The organism is Blastococcus sp. TF02-09 (assembly GCF_003319105.1).
GTDB lineage: Bacteria > Actinomycetota > Actinomycetes > Mycobacteriales > Geodermatophilaceae > Blastococcus.
In genome coordinates, this window is sequence record NZ_QOHH01000018.1 from 1 (window position 1) to 18685 (window position 18685).

At 74.8% G+C, this 18685-nt stretch carries 20 protein-coding genes; 10 read left to right on the top strand and 10 right to left on the bottom strand.

The window, feature by feature from the left end:
• Positions 1 to 176: 176 nt before the first annotated feature.
• Both arr and DQ239_RS19305 read right to left on the bottom strand, forming a co-directional pair.
• A complete protein-coding gene (gene arr / locus DQ239_RS19300; RefSeq protein WP_113836046.1) occupies positions 177 to 635 on the bottom strand; it encodes an NAD(+)--rifampin ADP-ribosyltransferase in 459 nt (152 codons plus the stop codon).
• 56 nt (positions 636 to 691) lie between these two features.
• Positions 692 to 1273: an XRE family transcriptional regulator gene (locus DQ239_RS19305; RefSeq protein ID WP_113836047.1), complete on the bottom strand. Its 582-nt coding sequence runs from the start codon at positions 1271 to 1273 to the stop codon at positions 692 to 694.
• A 67-nt stretch (positions 1274 to 1340) separates the two neighbouring features.
• Here DQ239_RS19305 and DQ239_RS19310 point away from each other — a divergent pair, with 67 nt between their 5' ends.
• A complete protein-coding gene (locus DQ239_RS19310; RefSeq protein WP_113836076.1) occupies positions 1341 to 2288 on the top strand; it encodes an NAD(P)/FAD-dependent oxidoreductase in 948 nt (315 codons plus the stop codon).
• A complete protein-coding gene (locus DQ239_RS19315) occupies positions 2285 to 2932 on the top strand; it encodes a class I SAM-dependent methyltransferase (RefSeq protein ID WP_113836048.1) in 648 nt (215 codons plus the stop codon). Before DQ239_RS19310 ends, DQ239_RS19315 begins: the two co-directional genes overlap by 4 nt.
• Before the next feature lies 1 nt (position 2933).
• On the opposite strand, the gene DQ239_RS19320 is transcribed toward DQ239_RS19315, so the two are convergent.
• Positions 2934 to 3728, bottom strand: a complete 795-nt coding sequence (locus DQ239_RS19320; protein ID WP_113836049.1) for a hypothetical protein — start codon at positions 3726 to 3728, stop codon at positions 2934 to 2936.
• 145 nt (positions 3729 to 3873) lie between these two features.
• Here DQ239_RS19320 and DQ239_RS19325 point away from each other — a divergent pair, with 145 nt between their 5' ends.
• On the top strand, positions 3874 to 5253 hold the full coding sequence (locus DQ239_RS19325) for a nitrate/nitrite transporter (RefSeq protein ID WP_113836050.1): 1380 nt from the start codon (positions 3874 to 3876) through the stop codon (positions 5251 to 5253).
• Between the two features lie 76 nt (positions 5254 to 5329).
• Here the strand turns inward: DQ239_RS19325 and DQ239_RS19330 are convergent, their stop codons facing one another.
• The 3 genes from DQ239_RS19330 to DQ239_RS19340 all read right to left on the bottom strand — a co-directional run bounded on the left by DQ239_RS19330 (position 5330) and on the right by DQ239_RS19340 (position 8179).
• Positions 5330 to 6451 (bottom strand): uroporphyrinogen-III synthase, encoded by a 1122-nt coding sequence (locus DQ239_RS19330; protein ID WP_113836051.1) that lies wholly within the window; start codon positions 6449 to 6451, stop codon positions 5330 to 5332.
• A 94-nt stretch (positions 6452 to 6545) separates the two neighbouring features.
• Positions 6546 to 6971 carry a hypothetical protein gene (locus DQ239_RS19335; protein ID WP_233489502.1) on the bottom strand — a complete coding sequence of 142 codons (426 nt, stop codon included), beginning with the start codon at positions 6969 to 6971 and terminating at the stop codon, positions 6546 to 6548.
• Positions 6972 to 7132: 161 nt separating this feature from the next.
• Positions 7133 to 8179, bottom strand: coding sequence for an MBL fold metallo-hydrolase (locus DQ239_RS19340; RefSeq protein ID WP_113836052.1), 1047 nt, complete (start codon positions 8177 to 8179; stop codon positions 7133 to 7135).
• Positions 8180 to 8231: 52 nt separating this feature from the next.
• On the opposite strand from DQ239_RS19340, the gene DQ239_RS19345 reads away from it, so the two are divergent.
• The 5 genes from DQ239_RS19345 (at position 8232) to DQ239_RS19365 (ending at position 11415) form a co-directional block, all read left to right on the top strand.
• On the top strand, positions 8232 to 8741 hold the full coding sequence (locus DQ239_RS19345) for a PH domain-containing protein (RefSeq protein WP_113836053.1): 510 nt from the start codon (positions 8232 to 8234) through the stop codon (positions 8739 to 8741).
• A 402-nt stretch (positions 8742 to 9143) separates the two neighbouring features.
• Positions 9144 to 9728: a translation initiation factor IF-3 gene (gene infC, locus DQ239_RS19350; protein ID WP_233489508.1), complete on the top strand. Its 585-nt coding sequence runs from the start codon at positions 9144 to 9146 to the stop codon at positions 9726 to 9728.
• A gap of 100 nt (positions 9729 to 9828) precedes the next feature.
• Positions 9829 to 10023, top strand: a complete 195-nt coding sequence (rpmI, locus tag DQ239_RS19355) for a 50S ribosomal protein L35 (RefSeq protein WP_113836055.1) — start codon at positions 9829 to 9831, stop codon at positions 10021 to 10023.
• Between the two features lie 42 nt (positions 10024 to 10065).
• Positions 10066 to 10455 (top strand): 50S ribosomal protein L20, encoded by a 390-nt coding sequence (gene rplT / locus DQ239_RS19360; RefSeq protein ID WP_113836056.1) that lies wholly within the window; start codon positions 10066 to 10068, stop codon positions 10453 to 10455.
• Positions 10456 to 10620: 165 nt separating this feature from the next.
• Positions 10621 to 11415: an RNA methyltransferase gene (locus DQ239_RS19365; RefSeq protein ID WP_113836057.1), complete on the top strand. Its 795-nt coding sequence runs from the start codon at positions 10621 to 10623 to the stop codon at positions 11413 to 11415.
• 52 nt (positions 11416 to 11467) lie between these two features.
• Here DQ239_RS19365 and DQ239_RS19370 read toward each other — a convergent pair whose 3' ends face one another.
• The gene (locus DQ239_RS19370; protein WP_113836058.1) at positions 11468 to 12403 is read right to left on the bottom strand and encodes a diiron oxygenase; all 936 of its coding nucleotides are present in this window, start codon (positions 12401 to 12403) and stop codon (positions 11468 to 11470) included.
• A gap of 63 nt (positions 12404 to 12466) precedes the next feature.
• On the opposite strand from DQ239_RS19370, the gene DQ239_RS19375 reads away from it, so the two are divergent.
• The gene (locus DQ239_RS19375) at positions 12467 to 13138 is read left to right on the top strand and encodes a TetR/AcrR family transcriptional regulator (RefSeq protein WP_113836059.1); all 672 of its coding nucleotides are present in this window, start codon (positions 12467 to 12469) and stop codon (positions 13136 to 13138) included.
• A 34-nt stretch (positions 13139 to 13172) separates the two neighbouring features.
• On the top strand, positions 13173 to 13475 hold the full coding sequence (locus DQ239_RS19380; RefSeq protein ID WP_113836060.1) for a DUF4873 domain-containing protein: 303 nt from the start codon (positions 13173 to 13175) through the stop codon (positions 13473 to 13475).
• Between the two features lie 6 nt (positions 13476 to 13481).
• Here DQ239_RS19380 and DQ239_RS19385 read toward each other — a convergent pair whose 3' ends face one another.
• The 3 genes from DQ239_RS19385 to DQ239_RS19395 form a co-directional block, all read right to left on the bottom strand.
• On the bottom strand, positions 13482 to 15317 hold the full coding sequence (locus DQ239_RS19385) for an EAL domain-containing protein (RefSeq protein ID WP_113836061.1): 1836 nt from the start codon (positions 15315 to 15317) through the stop codon (positions 13482 to 13484).
• An 82-nt stretch (positions 15318 to 15399) separates the two neighbouring features.
• Positions 15400 to 17673 carry a diguanylate cyclase gene (locus tag DQ239_RS19390; protein ID WP_113836062.1) on the bottom strand — a complete coding sequence of 758 codons (2274 nt, stop codon included), beginning with the start codon at positions 17671 to 17673 and terminating at the stop codon, positions 15400 to 15402.
• 71 nt (positions 17674 to 17744) lie between these two features.
• Positions 17745 to 18620: an EamA family transporter gene (locus DQ239_RS19395; RefSeq protein WP_233489503.1), complete on the bottom strand. Its 876-nt coding sequence runs from the start codon at positions 18618 to 18620 to the stop codon at positions 17745 to 17747.
• Positions 18621 to 18685: the final 65 nt, after the last annotated feature.

Consider the following 18685-nt stretch of genomic DNA (forward strand, 5'->3'; position numbering starts at 1 on the left):
GCAACGACGCACCGCCGAAGGACTTTCCAAGAAAGACATCATCCGCTGCCTCAAGCGCCTGATGGCCCGCGAGCTCTACTACCTGCTCACCTCACCCAAGACCTCTTGACGATCCATAGGAGCATCCCTGCTCTTCCGCGGAAAAGCAGCCGGCCTTTCCGCGGAGAAGCAGTCGGTCAGTCCTCGATGACGTCCAGGCCCTGCTCGCGCAGCCGCGCCAGGCTGTCGAGCATCCCCTGAAGCACCTCGGGGGCGTGCCCCTCCCAGTCGTCCACCTCGCCGACGACGCGCAGCGGGGAGCGGGTCCGGTAGGACTGCGTGGGATTGCCCGGGAACCGCTTGTCGGTCACGTTCGGGTCGTCCTCGAACGAGCCCAGCGGCTCGACGACGTAGACGTGACCCCGCTCCGGAGTGCCGGCCAGCGCCGTCGCCAGCTCCGCCCCCCACACGGCGGTCTCCAGCACGGCGGTGAAGTAGACGTTGTTCGACACCCGGCCGGCGTGGAAGTTGGAGCCGTGGCCGGGCACCAGTTCGTCGCCCATCGCGAACACCGTCCGCGTGCCGTGGAAGAAGGGTCCCGGCACGTGGTCGTGGTGCTCGTGGGTCACCGGCACACGCGCGCCGTCGTCCGCCATACCGGCGATGATGCCGGGCGATCTGCTTTTCCGCGGAAAAGCAGGATGGTCAGCGGTCAGCGGTCAGCGGGGCGGGCGCGGACGTGCATCCGCTCGCCCTGCGGACCGAAGAGCACCAGCGCCTCGGCCGGTTCGGGGAACGGGTTGGAGAAGGTGTGCGGCACCCGGGTGTCGAACTCGACCACCTCGCCCGGCTCGAGCACGAAGTCGCGGGCACCGAGCAGCAGCCGGATCCGGCCGGACAGCACGTAGAGCCACTCGTAGCCCTCGTGCGTCTTCTGGTCGGTCTCCTGCACCCGCCACCGGCCCGGGAGCAGCATCTTGTGCGCCTGCAGCCCGCCGGCCTGGCGGGTCAGCGGCACCGTCGTCATGCCGTCCGCGCGCTCGACCGGCCGCCCGTGCACCCGCGGATCGGCCGGCGCCGGGGTGTCCACGAGGTCGTCGATGGAGACGCCGTAGGTGCGGGCCAGCGGCAGGAGCAGCTCCAGGGTCGGACGGCGCCCGCCGGACTCCAGCCGGGACAGCGTGCTCACCGAGATGCCCGTCGTCCCGGCGACGTCGGTGAGCGTGGCGCCCCGCTCGGTCCGGAGCGCACGCAGTCGCCGGCCCACGTCCCGCAGCACGTCGTCGTCGGTCATGACCCGAGTTTGCCATCCCGGCAAAGGTGATTGCCAGTCAGTGGTGTAAAGCTCGACAGTGGTCGGCATGACGGAGCGATACGACGTGGTGGTCATCGGAGGGGGCGCGGCAGGGCTGAGCGGAGCGCTCACCCTCGCCCGCGCCCGGCGCAGCGTGCTGGTGGTGAACGCGGGCGTGCCCCGCAACGCACCCGCCGGGCACGTGCACAACTACCTCGGCCGGGAGGGCACGCCTCCGGCCGAGCTGTACGCCCTCGGCCGGAGCGAGGTGGAGGGCTACGGCGCGACGGTGCGCCCGGGTCGGGTGACCGGGCTGGCCCGGGAGGACGGCGGTTTCCGGCTCGACCTCGACGGCGGCGAGGCGGTGCACGGCCGGCGGGTGCTGCTGGCCAGCGGGCTGGTCGACGAGCTGCCCGACCTGCCGGGTGTGGCCGAGCGGTGGGGGACCGCGGTGCTGCACTGCCCCTACTGCCACGGCTGGGAGACGCGCGACCGGGCGGTGGGCATCGTGAGCACCGGCCCGATGGGCGTGCACGCGGCGACGCTGTGGCGGCAGTGGACCGACGACGTGGTGCTGTTCGTGCACACCGGCGCCGAGCCGACGGCCGACGAGCTGGAGCGACTCACGGCGCGCGGGGTCCGGGTCGTGCACGGGCGGGTGGCCGGGCTGGAGGGCGGCGCCGACGTCCGGATGGCCGACGGCGAGCTGGTGGCCCGGGACGCCGTCGTCGTGACGACGCGCATGGTGGCCAACGCCGAGCTGCTGGCCGGGCTCGGGGCGACGCCGGTGCCGATGGAGGTGAACGGTGCGGTCGTCGGCAGCTACCTGCCGGCCGATCCCACCGGGCGCACGGAGGTCCCCGGTGTCTGGGTGGCCGGCAACGCCGGCGACCTCAGCGCCCAGGTGATCGTCGCCGCGGCCCAGGGGCTGAAGGCGGGCGCGATGATCAACATGGACCTGGTCGAGGAGGACACCGCCCGCGCGGTGGCCGGGAAGCGGAGCGTGGCGGCATGAGCGAGCACCAGCACGGGACGACGCGGCAGCCCGCGACCACCCGCGACTCCTACGACGAGCTCTACCGCTCCGCGCCCGCGGTGTGGACCGGCCGGCCCAACGGCCAGCTCGTGCGCGAGGCCACCGACCTGCCGCCCGGTACCGCGCTCGACGCCGGGGCCGGGGAGGGCGGCGACGCGCTCTGGCTCGCCTCCCGCGGCTGGCGGGTGACCGCGGTCGACTTCTCGCCGGTGGCCCTGGAGCGCGGAGCGGCCAAGGCGGCCGAGCTGCGCCTGGCCGACCGGATCGACTGGCGGCACGAGGACCTGGACACGTGGGCGCCGCCGGAGGCCGCCTTCGACCTGGTCACCGCCCACTACCTGCACTCCTCGTGGACCGACCGGGAGGCGATGTTCCGGCGGCTGGCCGCCGCGGTGGCACCGGGCGGGACACTGCTCGTGGTCGGCCACCAGCACGGCGAGGGGTGGGGCCACGGGCACGCGCACGAGCCCGGCGCCCTCTACTCGGCCGACGACGTCGCGGCGGTGCTCGACCCGGCGCAGTGGACCGACGTGGTCACCGAGACCCGCGACCGCGATCCGGACGCGGCCCACCGGACGGGCAACCCGGTGCCGGACACCGTGCTGGTCGCGCGCCGCCGGTAGGTCAGGAGCGGGGGAGCCCCAGCGCGGCGAGGGCCTCGGTGACGGCGTCCTCGTGCAGCAGGTCCAGGGCCAGCAGGCGGTGCACCAGCACCCCGCTGCGGGTCAGCCGCAGGTCGGCGGCCCGCAGCCGGGGCAGCGTGGCCGCGGGACGGGGCGCGCTCATCGGCGGATCGACCAGCCCGGCGCGCTGCAGGTCGGCGACGTCCTCGCGGGCGCCCCACTCCGACCACGGGCGGGGCGCGTCCGGCAGCGGTGCCATGGGCAGCGGAACCCGGTCACGGCGGCCGACCCCGGCCAGCAGGGCGAGCTGACGCCAGCTCAGGCCCTCGCTGGACCGGAGCGCGCGCCCGGCCAGCCCGGCGTCCAGGTCGGGCGAGCAGGACATCTCGGCGAGCAGGTAGCCCAGGTGGCGCACCCGCCGCTCGTCGGTCGACCGGCGGGCCGCGGCCACCACCGCCTCGGCCAGGTCCTCGGCCGCCGGCCGGCCGCCCGCGCGCCCATCACACCAGCCGTCGGTCCGCGCCGCGCGCCCCGCCCGGTGCTGGGTGGCCGCGTACTCCACCGCGAAGGCCAGGGCCGCTCCCGCGCGCACCTGCTCGCGGGGCGCCGGGAGGCCGGCCGCCTCCGTGGCGACGGTGCGCAGGCTCGCGGCGAAGGAGGCGCTGATGGTCACCTTCGCCGCCGACGGCTCGAAGACGACGGTCGCCGCCGCCCGGCTCATCGACCCGGCCACCGGGGCGCCCTGCTCGATCAGCGTGCGGCCGGGCAGTTCGGCGGTCTCCTCGGGGGCGGTCACCGGGTGATCATCTCCGGCGGGGCGGTGATCGTGCACGCCGGTGGCGAGGACCTCACCACAGCGGGGCAGCGCCGGTGAGCGGAACGGAACACGAGAACACCCGCGGGGCGACGCCGGGGAAATCATCACCGGCCACCGTTCCGGCATGGCCGCTCCCACCCGATCCCCCGCGTTGCTCCCGCAGTCCGACGTCCCGGCGCGTCCCGGGAGGTGGATAGACGACTGGCGCCCGGAGGACCCGGAGTTCTGGGAGTCGACCGGCAAGCGCGTCGCCCGGCGCAACCTCTTCTTCTCGGTCTTCAGCGAGCACATCGGCTTCTCGATCTGGAGCCTGTGGTCGGTGCTGGTGCTGTTCCTGCCCGAGCCGGTGTTCGGCATCGACCCGGCCGGCAAGTTCCTGCTGACCGCACTGCCGACGGCGCTCGGCGCCTTCGTCCGGCTGCCCTACACCTTCGCCGTCGCGAAGTTCGGCGGCCGCAACTGGACGATCGTCAGCGCCGCGCTCCTGCTGATCCCCACCATCGCCACGGCGATCGTGCTGGAGCCCGGTGTCTCGTTCACGACGCTGCTGGTCGTCGCCTGCCTGGCCGGTGTCGGCGGCGGCAACTTCGCGAGCTCGATGGCCAACATCAACGCCTTCTACCCCGACCGGCTCAAGGGCTGGGCGCTCGGGCTCAACGCCGGCGGCGGCAACCTCGGCGTCCCCGTCGTCCAGCTCATCGGCCTGCTCGTCCTGGCCACGGCAGGAGCGGAGCACCCGCGGATCATCCTGCTCGTCTACATCCCGCTCATCGTCGTGGCCGCCGTGGGCGCGGCCCTGGTCATGGACAACCTGACGACGGCGCGCAACCAGCCGCGGGCCATGCGCGAGGCGACCCGCGAGCCGCACACCTGGATCATGTCCTTCCTCTACATCGGCTCCTTCGGCTCGTTCATCGGCTTCGGGTTCGCGTTCGGCCAGGTGCTGCAGAATCAGTTCACCGAGTCCTTCGCCACCCCGCTGGCGGCGGCCTCGCTCACCTGGCTCGGCCCGCTGCTGGGCTCGCTGATCCGCCCGGTCGGCGGTGCGCTGGCCGACCGGTTCGGCGGCGCGCGCATCACCTGCTGGACCTTCGTCGCGATGGCGGTGGGGGCCGGCGTCGTGTGGTCGGCGAGCCAGGTGGAGTCGCTGCCGTTGTTCGTCGTCGGCTTCGTGCTGCTGTTCGTGCTCAGCGGCGTGGGCAACGGCTCGACCTACAAGATGATCCCGGCGATCTTCCGGTCGCAGGCGCTGCAGCGGGTGGCCGACGGCGGCGATCCCGAGGCCGCCGACCGGCACGCGCTGCGCATGTCCGGCGCCCTCATCGGCATCGCCGGCGCGGTCGGGGCCTTCGGCGGTGTGCTGGTCAACCTGGCGTTCCGGCAGTCGTTCCTGAGCACGGGCACCGGCGACTCGGCCTACCTCGTGTTCATCGCGTTCTACGTCGTCTGCGTCGTCGTCACCTGGGCCGTGTACCTGCGCCCGGGAGCCGCCCACCGGGTCTGAGCGCGCGAGATCTGCACACTCGGGCCATCGGCACGCTGATCGCCCCGAGTGTGCAGATCTCGCGGTCTTGTGGAGATCAGGCGGCCAGGCGGTAGCCGCGCTTGACCACGGTGCCGATCAGCGGTGCCCCGAGCGCGGCGCGCAGCCGGGCGACCGCCATCTCCACCGCGTGCTCGTCCCCGCCGCCGGGCAGGTGCTGGACGAGGTCGGCCCGCGAGACGACCGTGCCGGGCCGGTCGGCCAGGGCGCGCAGGACGCCGATGGGCCCCGGCGGCAGCTCGACCACCCGGCCGTCGACGACGGCGGCGTGACCGCGGACCTGCAGCGTGTGCGGGCCGAGGGCGAGGACGGGGTCGCGCTCGGGTAGCCGGGCGACCACCTCGCGGGCCAGCGCGCCGAGCCGGGCCCGTTCCGGTTGCCGCGTCGGGATGCCCGCGGCCTCGAGCGGCCCGGCGGTGACCGCGCCGACCGCCACCGCCAGCACCCGGTCGCGCAGCGCGGTCACGAGCTCGTCCGCGCGGCCCAGCTCCCCGGCGACGGCGAGCAGGCTGGCGGCTGCCGGCGCGCTGGTGAAGGTGACCGCGTCGACCGCGCCCGCGACCACGGCGGCGACCAGGCGGTGCACCGGGGCGACGTCCTCGGGCAGCACCCATCGGTAGACCGGCACGGTGAGCACCTCGGCGCCGGTGGCCCGCAGCCCCGCGACGAGGTCCGGCAGGGGGTCGCCGTGCAGCTGGATCGCGATCCGGCGTCCCTCGAGCGGCCCCTCGGCGCCGGACAGCAGGTGGGAGAGCACCTCGACCGAGGACTCCGACTCCGGCGACCAGGCGTCCACCAGCCCGCCGCCGCGGATGGCGCCGCGTGCCTTCGGGCCGCGCGCCAGCACCCGGGCCCCGCGGAGGTGCTCCACGAGCGGGAGGTCCCAGGCGTCGGCCGCCTCCATCCAGCCGCGGAAGCCGACGCCGGTGGTGGCGACGACGAGGTCGACCGGCCGCTCCAGCACCCGGCGGGTGGCCGCGACCAGCTCCGTGTCGTCCGACAGCGGCACGATGCGGATGGCGGGCGCGTAGACCACCCGGGCGCCGCGGCGGTCCAGCAGGGCGCCGAGCTCCTCCTTGCGGCGGGCAGCGGTCACCGCGACGGTGTAGCCCGCGAGCGGGAGTTCCGCCGGCGCCTTTTCCTGGTCGAGCTCGGTCACGTTCCCCCCTCGGCAGGTGCTGGCCCATGGTGCGGCAACGGCATTACGCAGATGTGTCCGGCGCAGCCGGGAGTGAGGCGTCTCACGGCCGTGGTCACCGGTCCAGCAGGACGACGTCGCCCCGGTCGCCACCGCGGGTCCCGTCGACGCGCAGGTCGGCCCGTCGCCGGGTGTCCTCGCGGGCGAACTCCGCCGCCTCGGTGGCTCCCCAGCGCCGCCAGTGCGCGGTCATGGCGGCGCCGTCCCGGGCCAGCCCGCGTTCCAGTCGCAGCGGGGGCGGCGCCTCGACCCACACGCGCAGCGTCGTCCACCGGTCCAGCCGGCGCGGCGCGCTTCCGCAGCCCTCGACGAGGAGCACCGGCGCCGGCCGGACCGGCACGGGTACCTCGTCGAACCGGTCCGCGTGCCAGTCGAAGCGGTGGTAGGCCCCGGGCCTGCCCTCGCCGAGGGGTCGCAGCACGCCGGCCTCCAGTCGGGCGACCGCCCCGGTCAGGGTCCAGCCCGCGTAGAGGTCGTCCATGTGCACCAGCTCGGCGTCGTCCCCGAGGGCGGCGGCCAGCCGCCCGGTGAACGTCGTCTTGCCCGAGCCCGCCGGCCCGTCGACGCAGACCAGCCGCGTGCCGCCCAGGCGCGGCGCGGCCGCCCTGATCCCGGCCGCGACGGCGGCGGACGTCGTCGCGGTCAGCGGGCGGCCAGGGTCCAGGTGGGCACCGGCCCACCGCTGCCGACGACGAGGCCACGGCCGGCCAGCAGCCGCAGGTGCGCGTCGGTCTCGGTCACCGCGAAGATGCGCATCCTGCGCTCGTACTGCTCCCACGGGCGCGACCAGGTCAGGTGTGCGGCCAGCTGCCACGGCGTGGAGCCGGGGTGCTGGGCGATCGCGGTGAGCAGCTCGGTCAGCCGGTGCTCGTGGTGGGCGGTGAGGGAGTCCACCCGCTCGGCAAGCCCCCGGAAGCGCCACTCGTGCGCCGGGAGCACCTCGGTCGGGTCCAGGTCGCGGACGGCGGCCAGCGAGTCGAGGTAGTCGCCCAGCGGATCGCCGCCGCGGGCGTTGGTCGAGATGTTCGGGCTGATGCGGGGGAGCACGTGGTCGCCGGAGAAGAACAGGCCGGTGGCCTCCTCGGCGAAGCAGAGGTGCCCGGGGGTGTGGCCGGGCGTGTGCACGGCGCGCAGCCGCCACCCGGGGAAGTCGGCGTGCTCGCCGTCCTCGAGCATCCGGTCCGGGACGGCCATGCTGGTCCAGTCGCCGAAGTTCTCGGCGGGGCCGACGTCGGACACCGCCTCGTCGCGGTCGGCGCCCAGCCCGACGAGGAACTCCACCTCGGTGTCGACGGCGTGCTGCGCGCCGTCGGTCGTCAGGCTGCGGACGGCGGTGGCGTCGGCGGGGTGCATGGCGATCCAGGCCCCGCTGGCGTCGCGGACCCGGCCGGCCAGCCCGAGGTGGTCGAAGTGCAGGTGGGTGACCAGCGCCCCGCGGACGTCGGCGACGTCCCCGCCGATGGCCGCCAGCCCCGCCGTGAGCGCGGCCCACGCCTCGTCGCTGCCCCAGCCGGTGTCGATCAGCCCCAGGCCGCCGCCGTCGAGGGCGAAGGCGTAGATGCTGTTGTAGCGGAGCGGGTTGTGCGGGATCGGCACGGGGATCGACCACAGATCCGCCCGCAGCTGCTCGACCGGGGGCAGGACGCGGGCCTGCCAGGCCTCGTGCTGGGCGGTGCCGGAGATCTCCACGTCCGGGCACTCTGCCAGCCGCGTGCGGCCGGCCTCCTGTCACCATGGGGTCATGTCCGGTCCTGGCGCCGTTCCTCCTGCCGCCGTCGTCCCCACCACCGTCTCCGCCGTGGCGCGCCGGCTGCAGCTGCTGCTCGCGCTCGTGGCCGGGGTCGTGCTGGTGGTCACCGCCGTCGTCGTGCTGACGCTGCCGTCGACCACGAACACCGTCGTGGCCTACGGCGTCGTCGACCAGGCCGCGCTCGCCGGCCTGGGGATCCTCCTGGCGGTGGGCGTGCTGCTGCTCGGCCGGTCCCGGGTGGACGCCGACGCCTCGGGCGTGCGGGTGCGCAACCTGCTGGTCCGCCACGACCTGCCGTGGCAGTCGGTGCGGGCGGTCCGGTTCGAGCGGAAGTCGGCGTGGGGCTCGCTCGCGCTGGAGAACGGTGACGAGGTGTCGCTGCTGGGTCTGCAGGCCGTCGACGGCGAGTACGCGGCGCGGGCGGTGGAGGGGCTCCGCGCCCTGCACGCCGCAGCCCGCGCGAACGACCCGGTGCGCCCTCCGCTCCTCTATGACAACTGATGAAGGACCACCCTTCCCCCCGCCCCTCGCAGGCTCGGCGCGGGTCCCTGAAGGGCGGCCGTCGGAACTACGTCAGGGGGGAATGACTCCCGGGGGCGAGACGCTGTAAGGTGGGCGTGCCTCCCCCCGCTACATGAGGCGCGCGAACCATCCAGCGGCCCCGCCCCGGGCCGCTGATCCAAGAGGAGCCCGCTCCCACCTGATGTCGTCCAGGCACTCAGGTCCCCGGATCGCGAGGACCGGCCCTGGCCGGTCTTTGCACCCCGCACGTGTCCTGCGACGCGCGCGGCACCGGAGAGTGGGCCCCGTGAGCTGACGCTCACGGGGCCTGACTGCTCTCCGGGCCGGGACGGGCGGCTCCTCCCAGGCAAGAGCAGAGGAGAGGCCATCACCGAGCCCCGCATCAACGACCGTATCCGCGTCCCCGAGGTCCGTCTGGTCGGACCCGAGGGCGAGCAGGTCGGCGTCGTGTCGATCGGCGAAGCGCTGCGTCTGGCCCAAGACTCGGAGCTCGATCTCGTCGAGGTCGCTCCGATGGCCCGGCCGCCGGTCGCCAAGCTGATGGACTACGGGAAGTTCAAGTACGAGTCCGCCCAGAAGGCCCGCGAGGCCCGGCGGAACCAGGCGCTCACCGTCATCAAAGAGATGCGGCTGCGCCTCAAGATCGACCCGCACGACTACGAGACCAAGAAGGGCCACGTCGAGCGCTTCCTCAAGGGCGGCGACAAGGTCAAGATCACCGTGATGTTCCGCGGGCGCGAGCAGTCGCGACCGGAGATGGGCTACCGGCTGCTCCAGCGGCTGGCCGCCGACGTCAGCGAGCTGGGCGTCGTCGAGTCCAACCCCAAGCAGGACGGGCGGAACATGGTCATGGTGATCGCCCCGCACCGGAACCAGGCGGCCACCGACGCTGCGCGACGCTCCGCGAAGCAGGAGAAGGCCACGCCCTCCGGGACGGCGACGGAGGACCAGGCCGCCAAGGCCTGAGCCGGCGCCGGCTCCACCGCACGACCGCAGACGGCCGGTGCCGTGCGGCAGCTCACCGCTGCCGCCGGCACCGACATCCAGACGAACGAGGACGAGGGACATGCCGAAGCAGAAGACCCACAAGGGCACGGCCAAGCGCGTGCGCGTGACCGGCTCCGGGAAGCTGGTGCGCGAGCACACCAACAACCAGCACAAGTTCGAGGTCAAGTCCTCGAGCCGCAAGCGCCGCGTGAGCGGGGTCGGCGTGCTGTCCCCGGCCGACGCGCCGCGGATGAAGAAGCTCTTGGGCCTCTGAGCGCCCCTTCCCACTGACCCTTAGAACGACAGGAGCACTTCCGTGGCACGCGTGAAGCGGGCGGTCAACGCCCAGAAGAAGCGCCGTACCGTCCTCGAGCAGGCCAGCGGCTACCGCGGGCAGCGCTCGCGGCTGTACCGCAAGGCCAAGGAGCAGATCCTCCACTCGGCCACCTACAACTACCGCGACCGCAAGGTCCGCAAGGGCGACTTCCGCAAGCTGTGGATCACCCGGATCAACGCCGCGGCGCGTCAGAACGACATGACCTACAACCGGTTCATGCAGGGTCTGAAGCTCGCCGGCATCGAGCTGGACCGTCGCGTCCTGGCCGAGCTGGCCGTCAACGAGCCGGCCGCCTTCGCCAGCCTGGTGGAGTCCGCCCGGGCTGCGCTCGCCGCGAACCCGCAGGCCACCGGCGCCCAGGCCGCCTGACAAAGGACTACCCTGCCCCCCACGCCTCGCACGCTCGGCGCGGGTCCCTGCAGGGAGGCCGTTCCAGCACATAACCCGACGCCGTCGGTGACCGGCCCTCCGGGGTCGGCACCGGCGGCGTCGTCGTCTGTGCCGTCGCCCCGCACCACGAAGGAGCAGGAGTTCATGAGCGAGCTGCTGACCGAGCGGTCGGCCCGCATCGTCGCGGCGCGCAAGCTCGTCCGCCGCACCGGGCGCGACGCCGCCGGGCTGTTCCTCGCCGAGGGGCGGCAGGCCGTCGTGGAGGCGCTCGCCGATCCCGCCGGCGTCCGCGAGGTGTTCGCCACCGAGAGCGCCGCCGCGGCGCACTGCGAGCTGTTGGCCGGTAGCGCCGTCCCCGTGCGACTGGTCACCGAGAAGGCCGCCGCGGCCCTGTCGGAGACGGTCACGCCGCAGGGGCTGGTCGCCGTCTGCGCCCTGCGCGACGTCCCCGCGCGCGACGTGCTGGCCACCCTGCCGCGTCTCGCCGTCGCCTTCGCGGAGCTCGCCGACCCGGGGAACGCCGGCACGGTGCTGCGCACCGCCGACGCGTGCGGCGCTGGCGCGGTGGTGTTCGGCGCCGGGTCGGCTGACCCCTACGGCGGCAAGGCCGTGCGGTCCAGCGCCGGCAGCGTCTTCCACCTCGACGTCGTCCGAGGCGTCCCGCTGGAGTCGTTCCTCCCCGCCTGGCAGGCCGCCGGCGGGACCGTGCTGGCCGCCGACGGCGGGGGAGAGGGTGCCCTGGACGAGCTGGCTGCCGACGGCGGCCTGGGCGGGCCGGTGCTGTGGCTGTTCGGCAACGAGGCCCGGGGGGTGCCGGCCGAGCTGGCCGCGCTGGCCGACGCCCGCGTGCGCATCCCCATGCGGGGCCGCGCGGAGAGCCTCAACCTCGCCGCGGCCGCCGCGATCTGCCTCTACACGACCCAGCTCGCCCAGCGCTGACGCCTCCGCCCGGACTTCCGGTACCGAGAGTCCGGGGGAAGGCGGGGCCGGATCAGATGAGCTGGGCGCGCTTCCAGAGGCGCTCGGAGGGGTCGCCGATCAGGCCGACGCCGCGCAGGAAGTCGACCAGGCCGGTGGAGGCGTCGCGCAGCTTGGCCGCGTAGTGCTCGTTGGCCCGGGCCGCTGCCTTGGCCTTCTCCGGGTCCAGCCCGACCGACGCGTACACCCCCGGCTGCACCAGGTTCTCCGCCACGATGGCTGCCACCGCGGCGACGATCGTGCGGTGCTTGCGCAGCTGCCACCGCGAGAGCTCCGGCGTGCGGCGCGCCACCTCCTCGCGCGCGAAGCGCATGTGCCGCGCCTCCTCGACGACGTGGATCTGGCTGGTCGCCCGGGTCAGCGGCTGGACCCGCTCGTCCTTCATGAGGTCGCGCTGGAAGATGTCGAGGATCTCCTCGGCGACCAGGATCGCCGCGTAGGCGGCGGGGCCGTCGCCCTTGGCCGCGAACGCCTTGCCCAGACGCAGGATCCGCGCCGGCGGCTGGTAGGAGGGCGCGCCGAAGGTCTGCGCCGTGCGGGCGAACATCACCGAGTGCCGGCACTCGTCGGCGATCTCGGTCAGCGCCCACTGCACGTGCGGCTGCGCCGGGTCGTCCCCGTAGACATCGCGCAGGACGAGCTGCATGAGCAGGCACTCGAACCAGATGCCGACGCCGGAGATCGAGCAGTACTCGTGGACGGTCAGCGTGACCCGCTGCTCCTCGCTCAGCCCCTCCCACAGCTCGGTGCCGTAGAGGCTCGACCACTCCGGGGACAGCCCGTACAGGTGGTCGGGGATCGGCGCGTCCCAGTCGATGTCGACCACCGGGTCGTAGGACTTCTTCGCCGCCGAGCCGAGCAGTCGCGTCGACAACGCCTCCCGGTCGACCGGAGCCTTCCGCGTGGCGGATTCGTGCGCGACCGTGTCGGAAGGCAGGGTGGCAGTCATGAGCGGTCTCCCTCGAACGTCGAGTGGGGCGTGCTGGGAAAGGTAACTGTTACGGTGAAACACATGCAACCCACCGCGCTGGACGATCCCTCGGCGTCCGCGCGCGAGGAGTCCGCACCCCCGGACGGACGGCGTGCGCGCTGGACGGAGCACCGGCGGGCCCGGCGCGAGGACCTCGTGACCGCCGCGGTCGAGGCGGTGCGGCTGGCCGGCCCGGAGTTCGCCGTCGAGGACGTCGCCCGCAGCGCCGGGGTCTCCAAGACGGTGATCTACCGCTACTTCAGCGACAAGGACGAGCTGGTCGACGCCGTCCTCGGGCGGATCTCCGAGGCGATCCTGCTGCCTCGGCTGCTCGGCGAGCTGGCGGCCGACCGGGGGGACGACCGTGCCCGGCTGCACGCCGTCATCGCCGCCTTCGTCTCCCTCATCGAGGACGAGCCCGCCCTCTACCGGTTCGCCTACGCGCACGCCGGGCGCTCCGGCCGGGCCGACCTGGTGGCCGCCACCGAGCGGGAGATCGCCGAGGCGCTGGGCGTGCTGATGGGTGAGCGGCTCACCGCCGCGGGCCGGCCGGCCGACCCCGCCCTGACCTGGGCCTACGGCGTCGTGGGCATGGTGCAGCTCGCCGCGCACTGGTGGTCGGCGACCCGGACGGTGCCCTCGGCGCAGCTGGTCGACCAGCTCACCGACCTGGCCCACGGCGGGCTCGGCACGCTGCTGCCCCCGACCCGCTGACCGACCCGCACCCGACCTGCGACGGAGGACGTCCATGAGCGAGCACGAGGAACCCGAGGGCTACGACGGCGAGGTCACCGTCCTCGTCGACGGCGAGCCGCCCTGTCGCGCCCGTGCGGTGCTCGGCGCCCGGTTCGACCCGCTGGCCGGCTCGGTGGTGTGGTCGGGGCGGATCGCCCTGGCCCTCCCCGCCCGCACCCGCGTCGAGGTGACGACGCCGCACGGCAGCGGGTGGGCCGAGGCGACGGAGTCCGACCCCTGGGGCAACACCCGCGTCACCGGCGTCGACCGGCCGCCGTTCCCGGTCGAGCTGCTCGACGGCGCCGCGGAGGTCTGACCCGGCTCAGCGCCGGACGGCCGTCGTGCCGGTCCCGGCGAGGTCCAGCAGGCCCGCCACGTCGTCGGCGTCGGCGGGGCAGAGCGCGTGCCCGACGCGGACGCCGAGCACGACCTCCTCACCGGCGACGACGAACGGCCCGCTCAGCGCCTCGGCGAGGGCGGCGGCGATGCGTGCGGTCTCCCGGCCGGCGGTGACGGGGGCGAGCCAGGGGACGGCGGCGGCAAAGCGCCGCGGACCCAGCCGGCCGACGAGGTCCCCGTGGCGGAGCCGCCCGCGCAGCCGCTGGGCGACGGCCCGCAGCAGGTCGTCGGCGGCCGCGCCGCCGAACCGGTCGGCGACGGCGTCCACGCCCGTCAGGTCGACGGTCAGGACGCCCAGGGCGTCGCCGGCCGAGCGCGCGTTCCAGGTGGCCACCTCGAGCAGGCTCTCGGTGCGCAGCCGCCCCGGCAGCCCGGTGACCGCGTCGGTGGTCCGCAGGTGCTCGAGGTGCGCGCGGTGGTCGGCCTCCGGCACTCGCGGCGACGGGATGAACGGGGCGGGCGCGGACGACGGCGGCGGGGGCGGCGGCAGCACGGCGGTCGGGCGGGGCGCGACGCGGGAGAGCAGCGCCCGGGCGGCCTGCACGACCGTCGTGCGCTCGTAGGTGAGGGCGTACTCGAACTGGCGGTCCAGGTCCGGGCCGGTCGAGCCCAGGTCGCGCGCCAACAGCGCCGCGGCGAAGTGCGGACCGAGGACGACGACGTCCCACTCGTCGCGCACCGGGTCGGCCGGGTCCAGGGTGGCGCCCCGGATGCCGGGCAGCGGCTCGGTGGTCAGGCCCTCGCCGACGGCGCAGACGAAGCCGGTGGCCTCCGCCAGCTCCGCGTACCGCCGCTCGGTCGCGGGGGTGAGGTTGCGGGCCTCCTGGAAGGTGGCGGCGACGACGCAGGTCGCGCCCACCCGCACGGCCTCCCGCTCCAGCTGCTTGCTCAGCTCGACCAGCAGCGACTTCGGGGCGTGCCGCAGCCGGGTGCTCTCGGGCAGGCAGCCGAAGGGCGACCCGGCGCCGGCCGCGTCGAGGTCGGCCGGCTCGGGGGAGGGCAGGAACAGCTCGGTGGACGGGCGATCGAGCGACGGCGCGGCCTCGGGCCGGCCGAACAGCCACCCCTGGCCGAGGCTGGCACCCAGGGAGCGGGCCGTGGCCAGGTGTCCGGCGTTCTCGATCCCCTCGGCCAGCACCAGGGCGCCGGTGCTCTCGGCGTAGGCGTTCACGGCGTTCATCACCTGGGCGACCTCGGGGCCGGGGGCGCCCTGCACGAGGCGCAGGTCCAGCTTGACGACGTCGGGGCGCAGCAGCGGCATGAACGACAGCGACATGGGGTCCGCGCCGACGTCGTCCAGGGCGATGCCCCACCCGAGGGCGCGGACGCGCTCGACGGTGCGCAGCAGCTCCGCGGGCCGGGCCGCCAGGGCCCGCTCGGTGACCTCGAGGACGACGCGCAGCTCGCGGGGGGCGGTGTCGGCGATGGCCAGCAGATCGGCCAGGGGCGCGCTGTCGAGCACGTCGGGCTCGACGTTGACGAAGACCGTGGTGGGGGCCAGCAGGTCGTGGGTGACCGCGCCGCGGAAGGCGGCGGCCCGGCAGGCCTCGTCGAGCTCGGCGAGCCGGCCCGCGGCGCGGGCGGCGGCGAACATCGCGTCCGGGCGCTCGAGCGGCCCCTCGGGGCCGCGGGCGAGCGCCTCGTAGGCGACCACGCAGTCGCTGTCGAGGTCGACGATCGGCTGGAAGACGCTGCACACGCCGCCGTCGAGCACCCGGTCGAGGGCGGCGCCGACGGCGTCGGGGGAGTCCGTGTCCACGGCTACCCATCGGCTGCGGGCGGGCCGGGGCCAAGCCGAGCGCGCCGGCCCCACCCCGAAGGGGGAGGCCGGCGCGGGCGGGTCAGCGCGGGGAGACCAGCCCCCGGACCGTCGTCTTGCGGGCGTACATGTCCATGTCGGCGCGGTGCAGCAGCGCGGCGAACTCCTCGCCGTCCGCCGGGTACACCGCCACCCCGACGCTGGCGCCGACGGTGACCTCGCGGCCGGCGGCCGGCATGGGCACCGCGACGGTGGCCGACAGCTCGTCGGCGACTCGCCGGGCCTCGGCGGCGGCGTGCTCCGGGTCCAGGCCGGTCAGCGCGACGAGGAACTCGTCGCCGCCCAGCCGGGCCAGCAGGTCACCGCGCCGCAGCCGGGTCCGCAGGGTGCGGGCCACCTCCTGCAGCAGCTCGTCGCCCGCGGCGTGACCCAGCTCGTCGTTGACCGCCTTGAACCCGTCGAGGTCGACGAAGAGCAGGGCGACGGTGTCCGATCCGCTGCGGGCGTCCCAGAGCGCGGTCTCCACCCGCTCCTCGAGCCGGCGCCGGTTGGGCAGCCCGGTGAGGGGGTCGGTGTAGGCCAGCTCCTCGATCCGCTCCAGGAAGGCGCGGTTGCGGTCGCGCTCCTGCAGTAGCGCGCGCTCGGCGACCACCCGGGCGGTGACGTCGTGCTGCACGCCGATGTACTGCACGAGCACCCCGTCGGCGTCGAAGACCGGCGCCAGGTGGATCTCGTTCCACCACGGCTCGCGGTCGGCTCCGCGCACGTTCAGCAGGGTCTCCCGGCACTCCTCGCCCCGGTCGATGGCGGCCCGGATGCGGGCCACGACCGCGGGGTCGGCGTCGGGGGACTGCAGGAACCGGCAGTTGCGGCCCAGCACCTCGTCGCGCGACAGGCCGGCGAGCGACTCGAAGGCGTCGTTGACGTAGATCAGCGGCTGGTCGGGCAGCCGCATGTCGGCGATCGCGACCCCGCTGGTGGTCGCCGCCAGCGCGCTGCGCAGGAGCGCGTCGCCGTCGGCACCGAGGTGCACCCGGTCCGGTGCGGCGGTCGGGCGGAGCACCGGCGGCGCCGCGCTCGGCGCGGCGGCCGGGAGCTCGGTGACCGTCCGCGGGACGACACGGGTGAGCAGCGCGTGGGCGGCCCGGATGACGGTGTCCCGGTCGTAGGTCAGGGCGTACTCGAAGGTGCGGTCCAGGTCCGGGCCGTCGTCACCGAGGTCGCGGGCCAGCAGCGCGGCGCTGAAGTGCGGGCTGAGGACGACGACGTCCCACTCGCCGCGCACCGGGTCGGCCGGGTCGAGGGCGGCGCCGCGGACCCCGGGCAGCGGCTCGGCCGGCAGGTCCTCGCCGAGGGCGCAGACGAAGCCGGTGCGCTCGACCAGGTCGCGGTAGCGCTGGATCGTCGAGGGCGTGAAGTGCCGGGCCTCCTGGAAGGTCGCCGCCACGACGCACGTCTCGCCCAGGCGCATCGCCTCCCGCTCCAGCTGCTTGCTCAGCTCGATCAGCAGCGACTTCACCGAGCGGCGCAGCGGCACCCCGGCGGGCAGGCAGGCGAAGGGGGAGACGTCGAGGGCCGCCTCGGGCGGGGCCGCAGCGAGCACGAGCTCGCCGGAGGGCAGCCCGGGGGCGACGCCCGGCCCCGGGCGGCCGAACAGCCAGCCCTGGCCGAGGGTGGCGCCGAGGGCGCGGGCGGTGTCCAGGTGCGCCTGGGTCTCGATGCCCTCGGCGAGCACGAGGGCCCCGGTGCGCTCGGCATGCGCGTTGACCGCGTTCATGATCTCCGCGATCGCCGGTCCGGGCCGGTTCTGCACGAGGCTCAGGTCCAGCTTGATCACGTCAGGGGAGAGCAGCGGCAGGAAGGCCAGCGACATCGAGTCCGCGCCGACGTCGTCGACCGCCACTGCCCAGCCCAGGCTCCGGACGCGCTCGACGGTGCGCAGCAGCTCGGCCGGGCGGGCGGCCAGGGCGCGCTCGGTGATCTCCATGACGATCCGCAGGTTGCGGGGCGCCCCCTCGGCGATGGCGAGCAGGTCGTCCAGGGGCGCGGTGTCGAGCACCTCCGGCTCGACGTTGACGAAGACGGTCAGCGGAGCGAGCAGCCCCTGCTCGACCGCGCCGTGGAAGGCGGCGGCGCGGCAGAGCTCGTCGAGCTCGGCCAGCCGGCCCGCCGAGCGGGCCGCCGCGAACAGCAGGTCGGGGCGCTCGAGCGGGCCCTGCGGCCCGCGGGCGAGCGCCTCGTAGGCCACCACCCGGCCGGTGTCGAGCTCCACGATGGGCTGGAAGACGCTGCGCACGCCGCCGGGAGCCAACGCTGCGTCGAGCGCGCTCGCCGTGTTCTCCGAGAAGAGGTCCACGCGTCTTCATCGGCCGCGGGAGCACCGGATGTGAGCCGGGCCGCCCGTCTCCCCTCCCATGGGGGGAGCCGTCAGGCGGGCAGGGTGATCAGGACGACGGCGGTCGCGGCCGCCAGCAGGCCGGCGACCTGGGCACCCACCAGGCGTTCGCGCAGCACCACCTGGGCCAGGACGACGGTGCTGACCGGGTAGAGCGACGCGAGGACGCCGGTGATGGCCAGCTGGCCGTCGGCCTGGGTGGCGAGCAGGAACAGCGCGTTGGCCGTCATGTCGCCGACGCCGGAGACGGCCACGAGGGGGAGCGCGGAGCGGGTGACCCGCAGCGACTGCCGCCCGGCGAGCGCGAGGACGACGACCAGGCTCACCGAGGCCAGGCGCGCGGTCACCAGCGGGGTGAGACCGGCGTCGGCGGAGGTGCGGTCGAGCAGCACGAAGAACAGGCCGAACATGGCGCCGGCCAGCAGCGCCGGCGCCAGCGTGGCCGGCCGGGCCGCGCGCAGCGCCGCGAGGCCGCTCTCGGCGGACACGAGGACGACGGCGACGAGGGCCAGGGCGATGCCCACGCCGGCCCACGTCCCGATCTCCTCCCCGCTCGCGAGGCCGACCAGGACCGGGACGGCTGCCGCGGTGACGGCGGTGACCGGCGCGACGACGCTCATCACCCCGCCGGCCAGGGCGCGGAAGAAGACGACCAGGCCGGCGGCGCCCGCGAGGCCGGCGGCGACGCCCCAGCCGAGGTCCGCGGCGTCCACCGGCCCACCGAGCCAGGGGAGGAGCACCAGCAGCGCCACCAGGCCGACGAGCTGGGACAGGGCGACCACGCCGAACACCGACGTCCGCCGGCTGGCCAGCCCGCCCAGGAAGTCCGACGCCCCGTAGACGACGGCCGAGGAGAGCGCGAGGAGGACCGCCACCTCCTCGTTGTAGCAGCCGGCGTCGACGCGCAATCCACGGCACCTGCCTCGGCGCGATCTGCCAACGGGAACCCAGACGCGCACGCGGCACCCCGGCG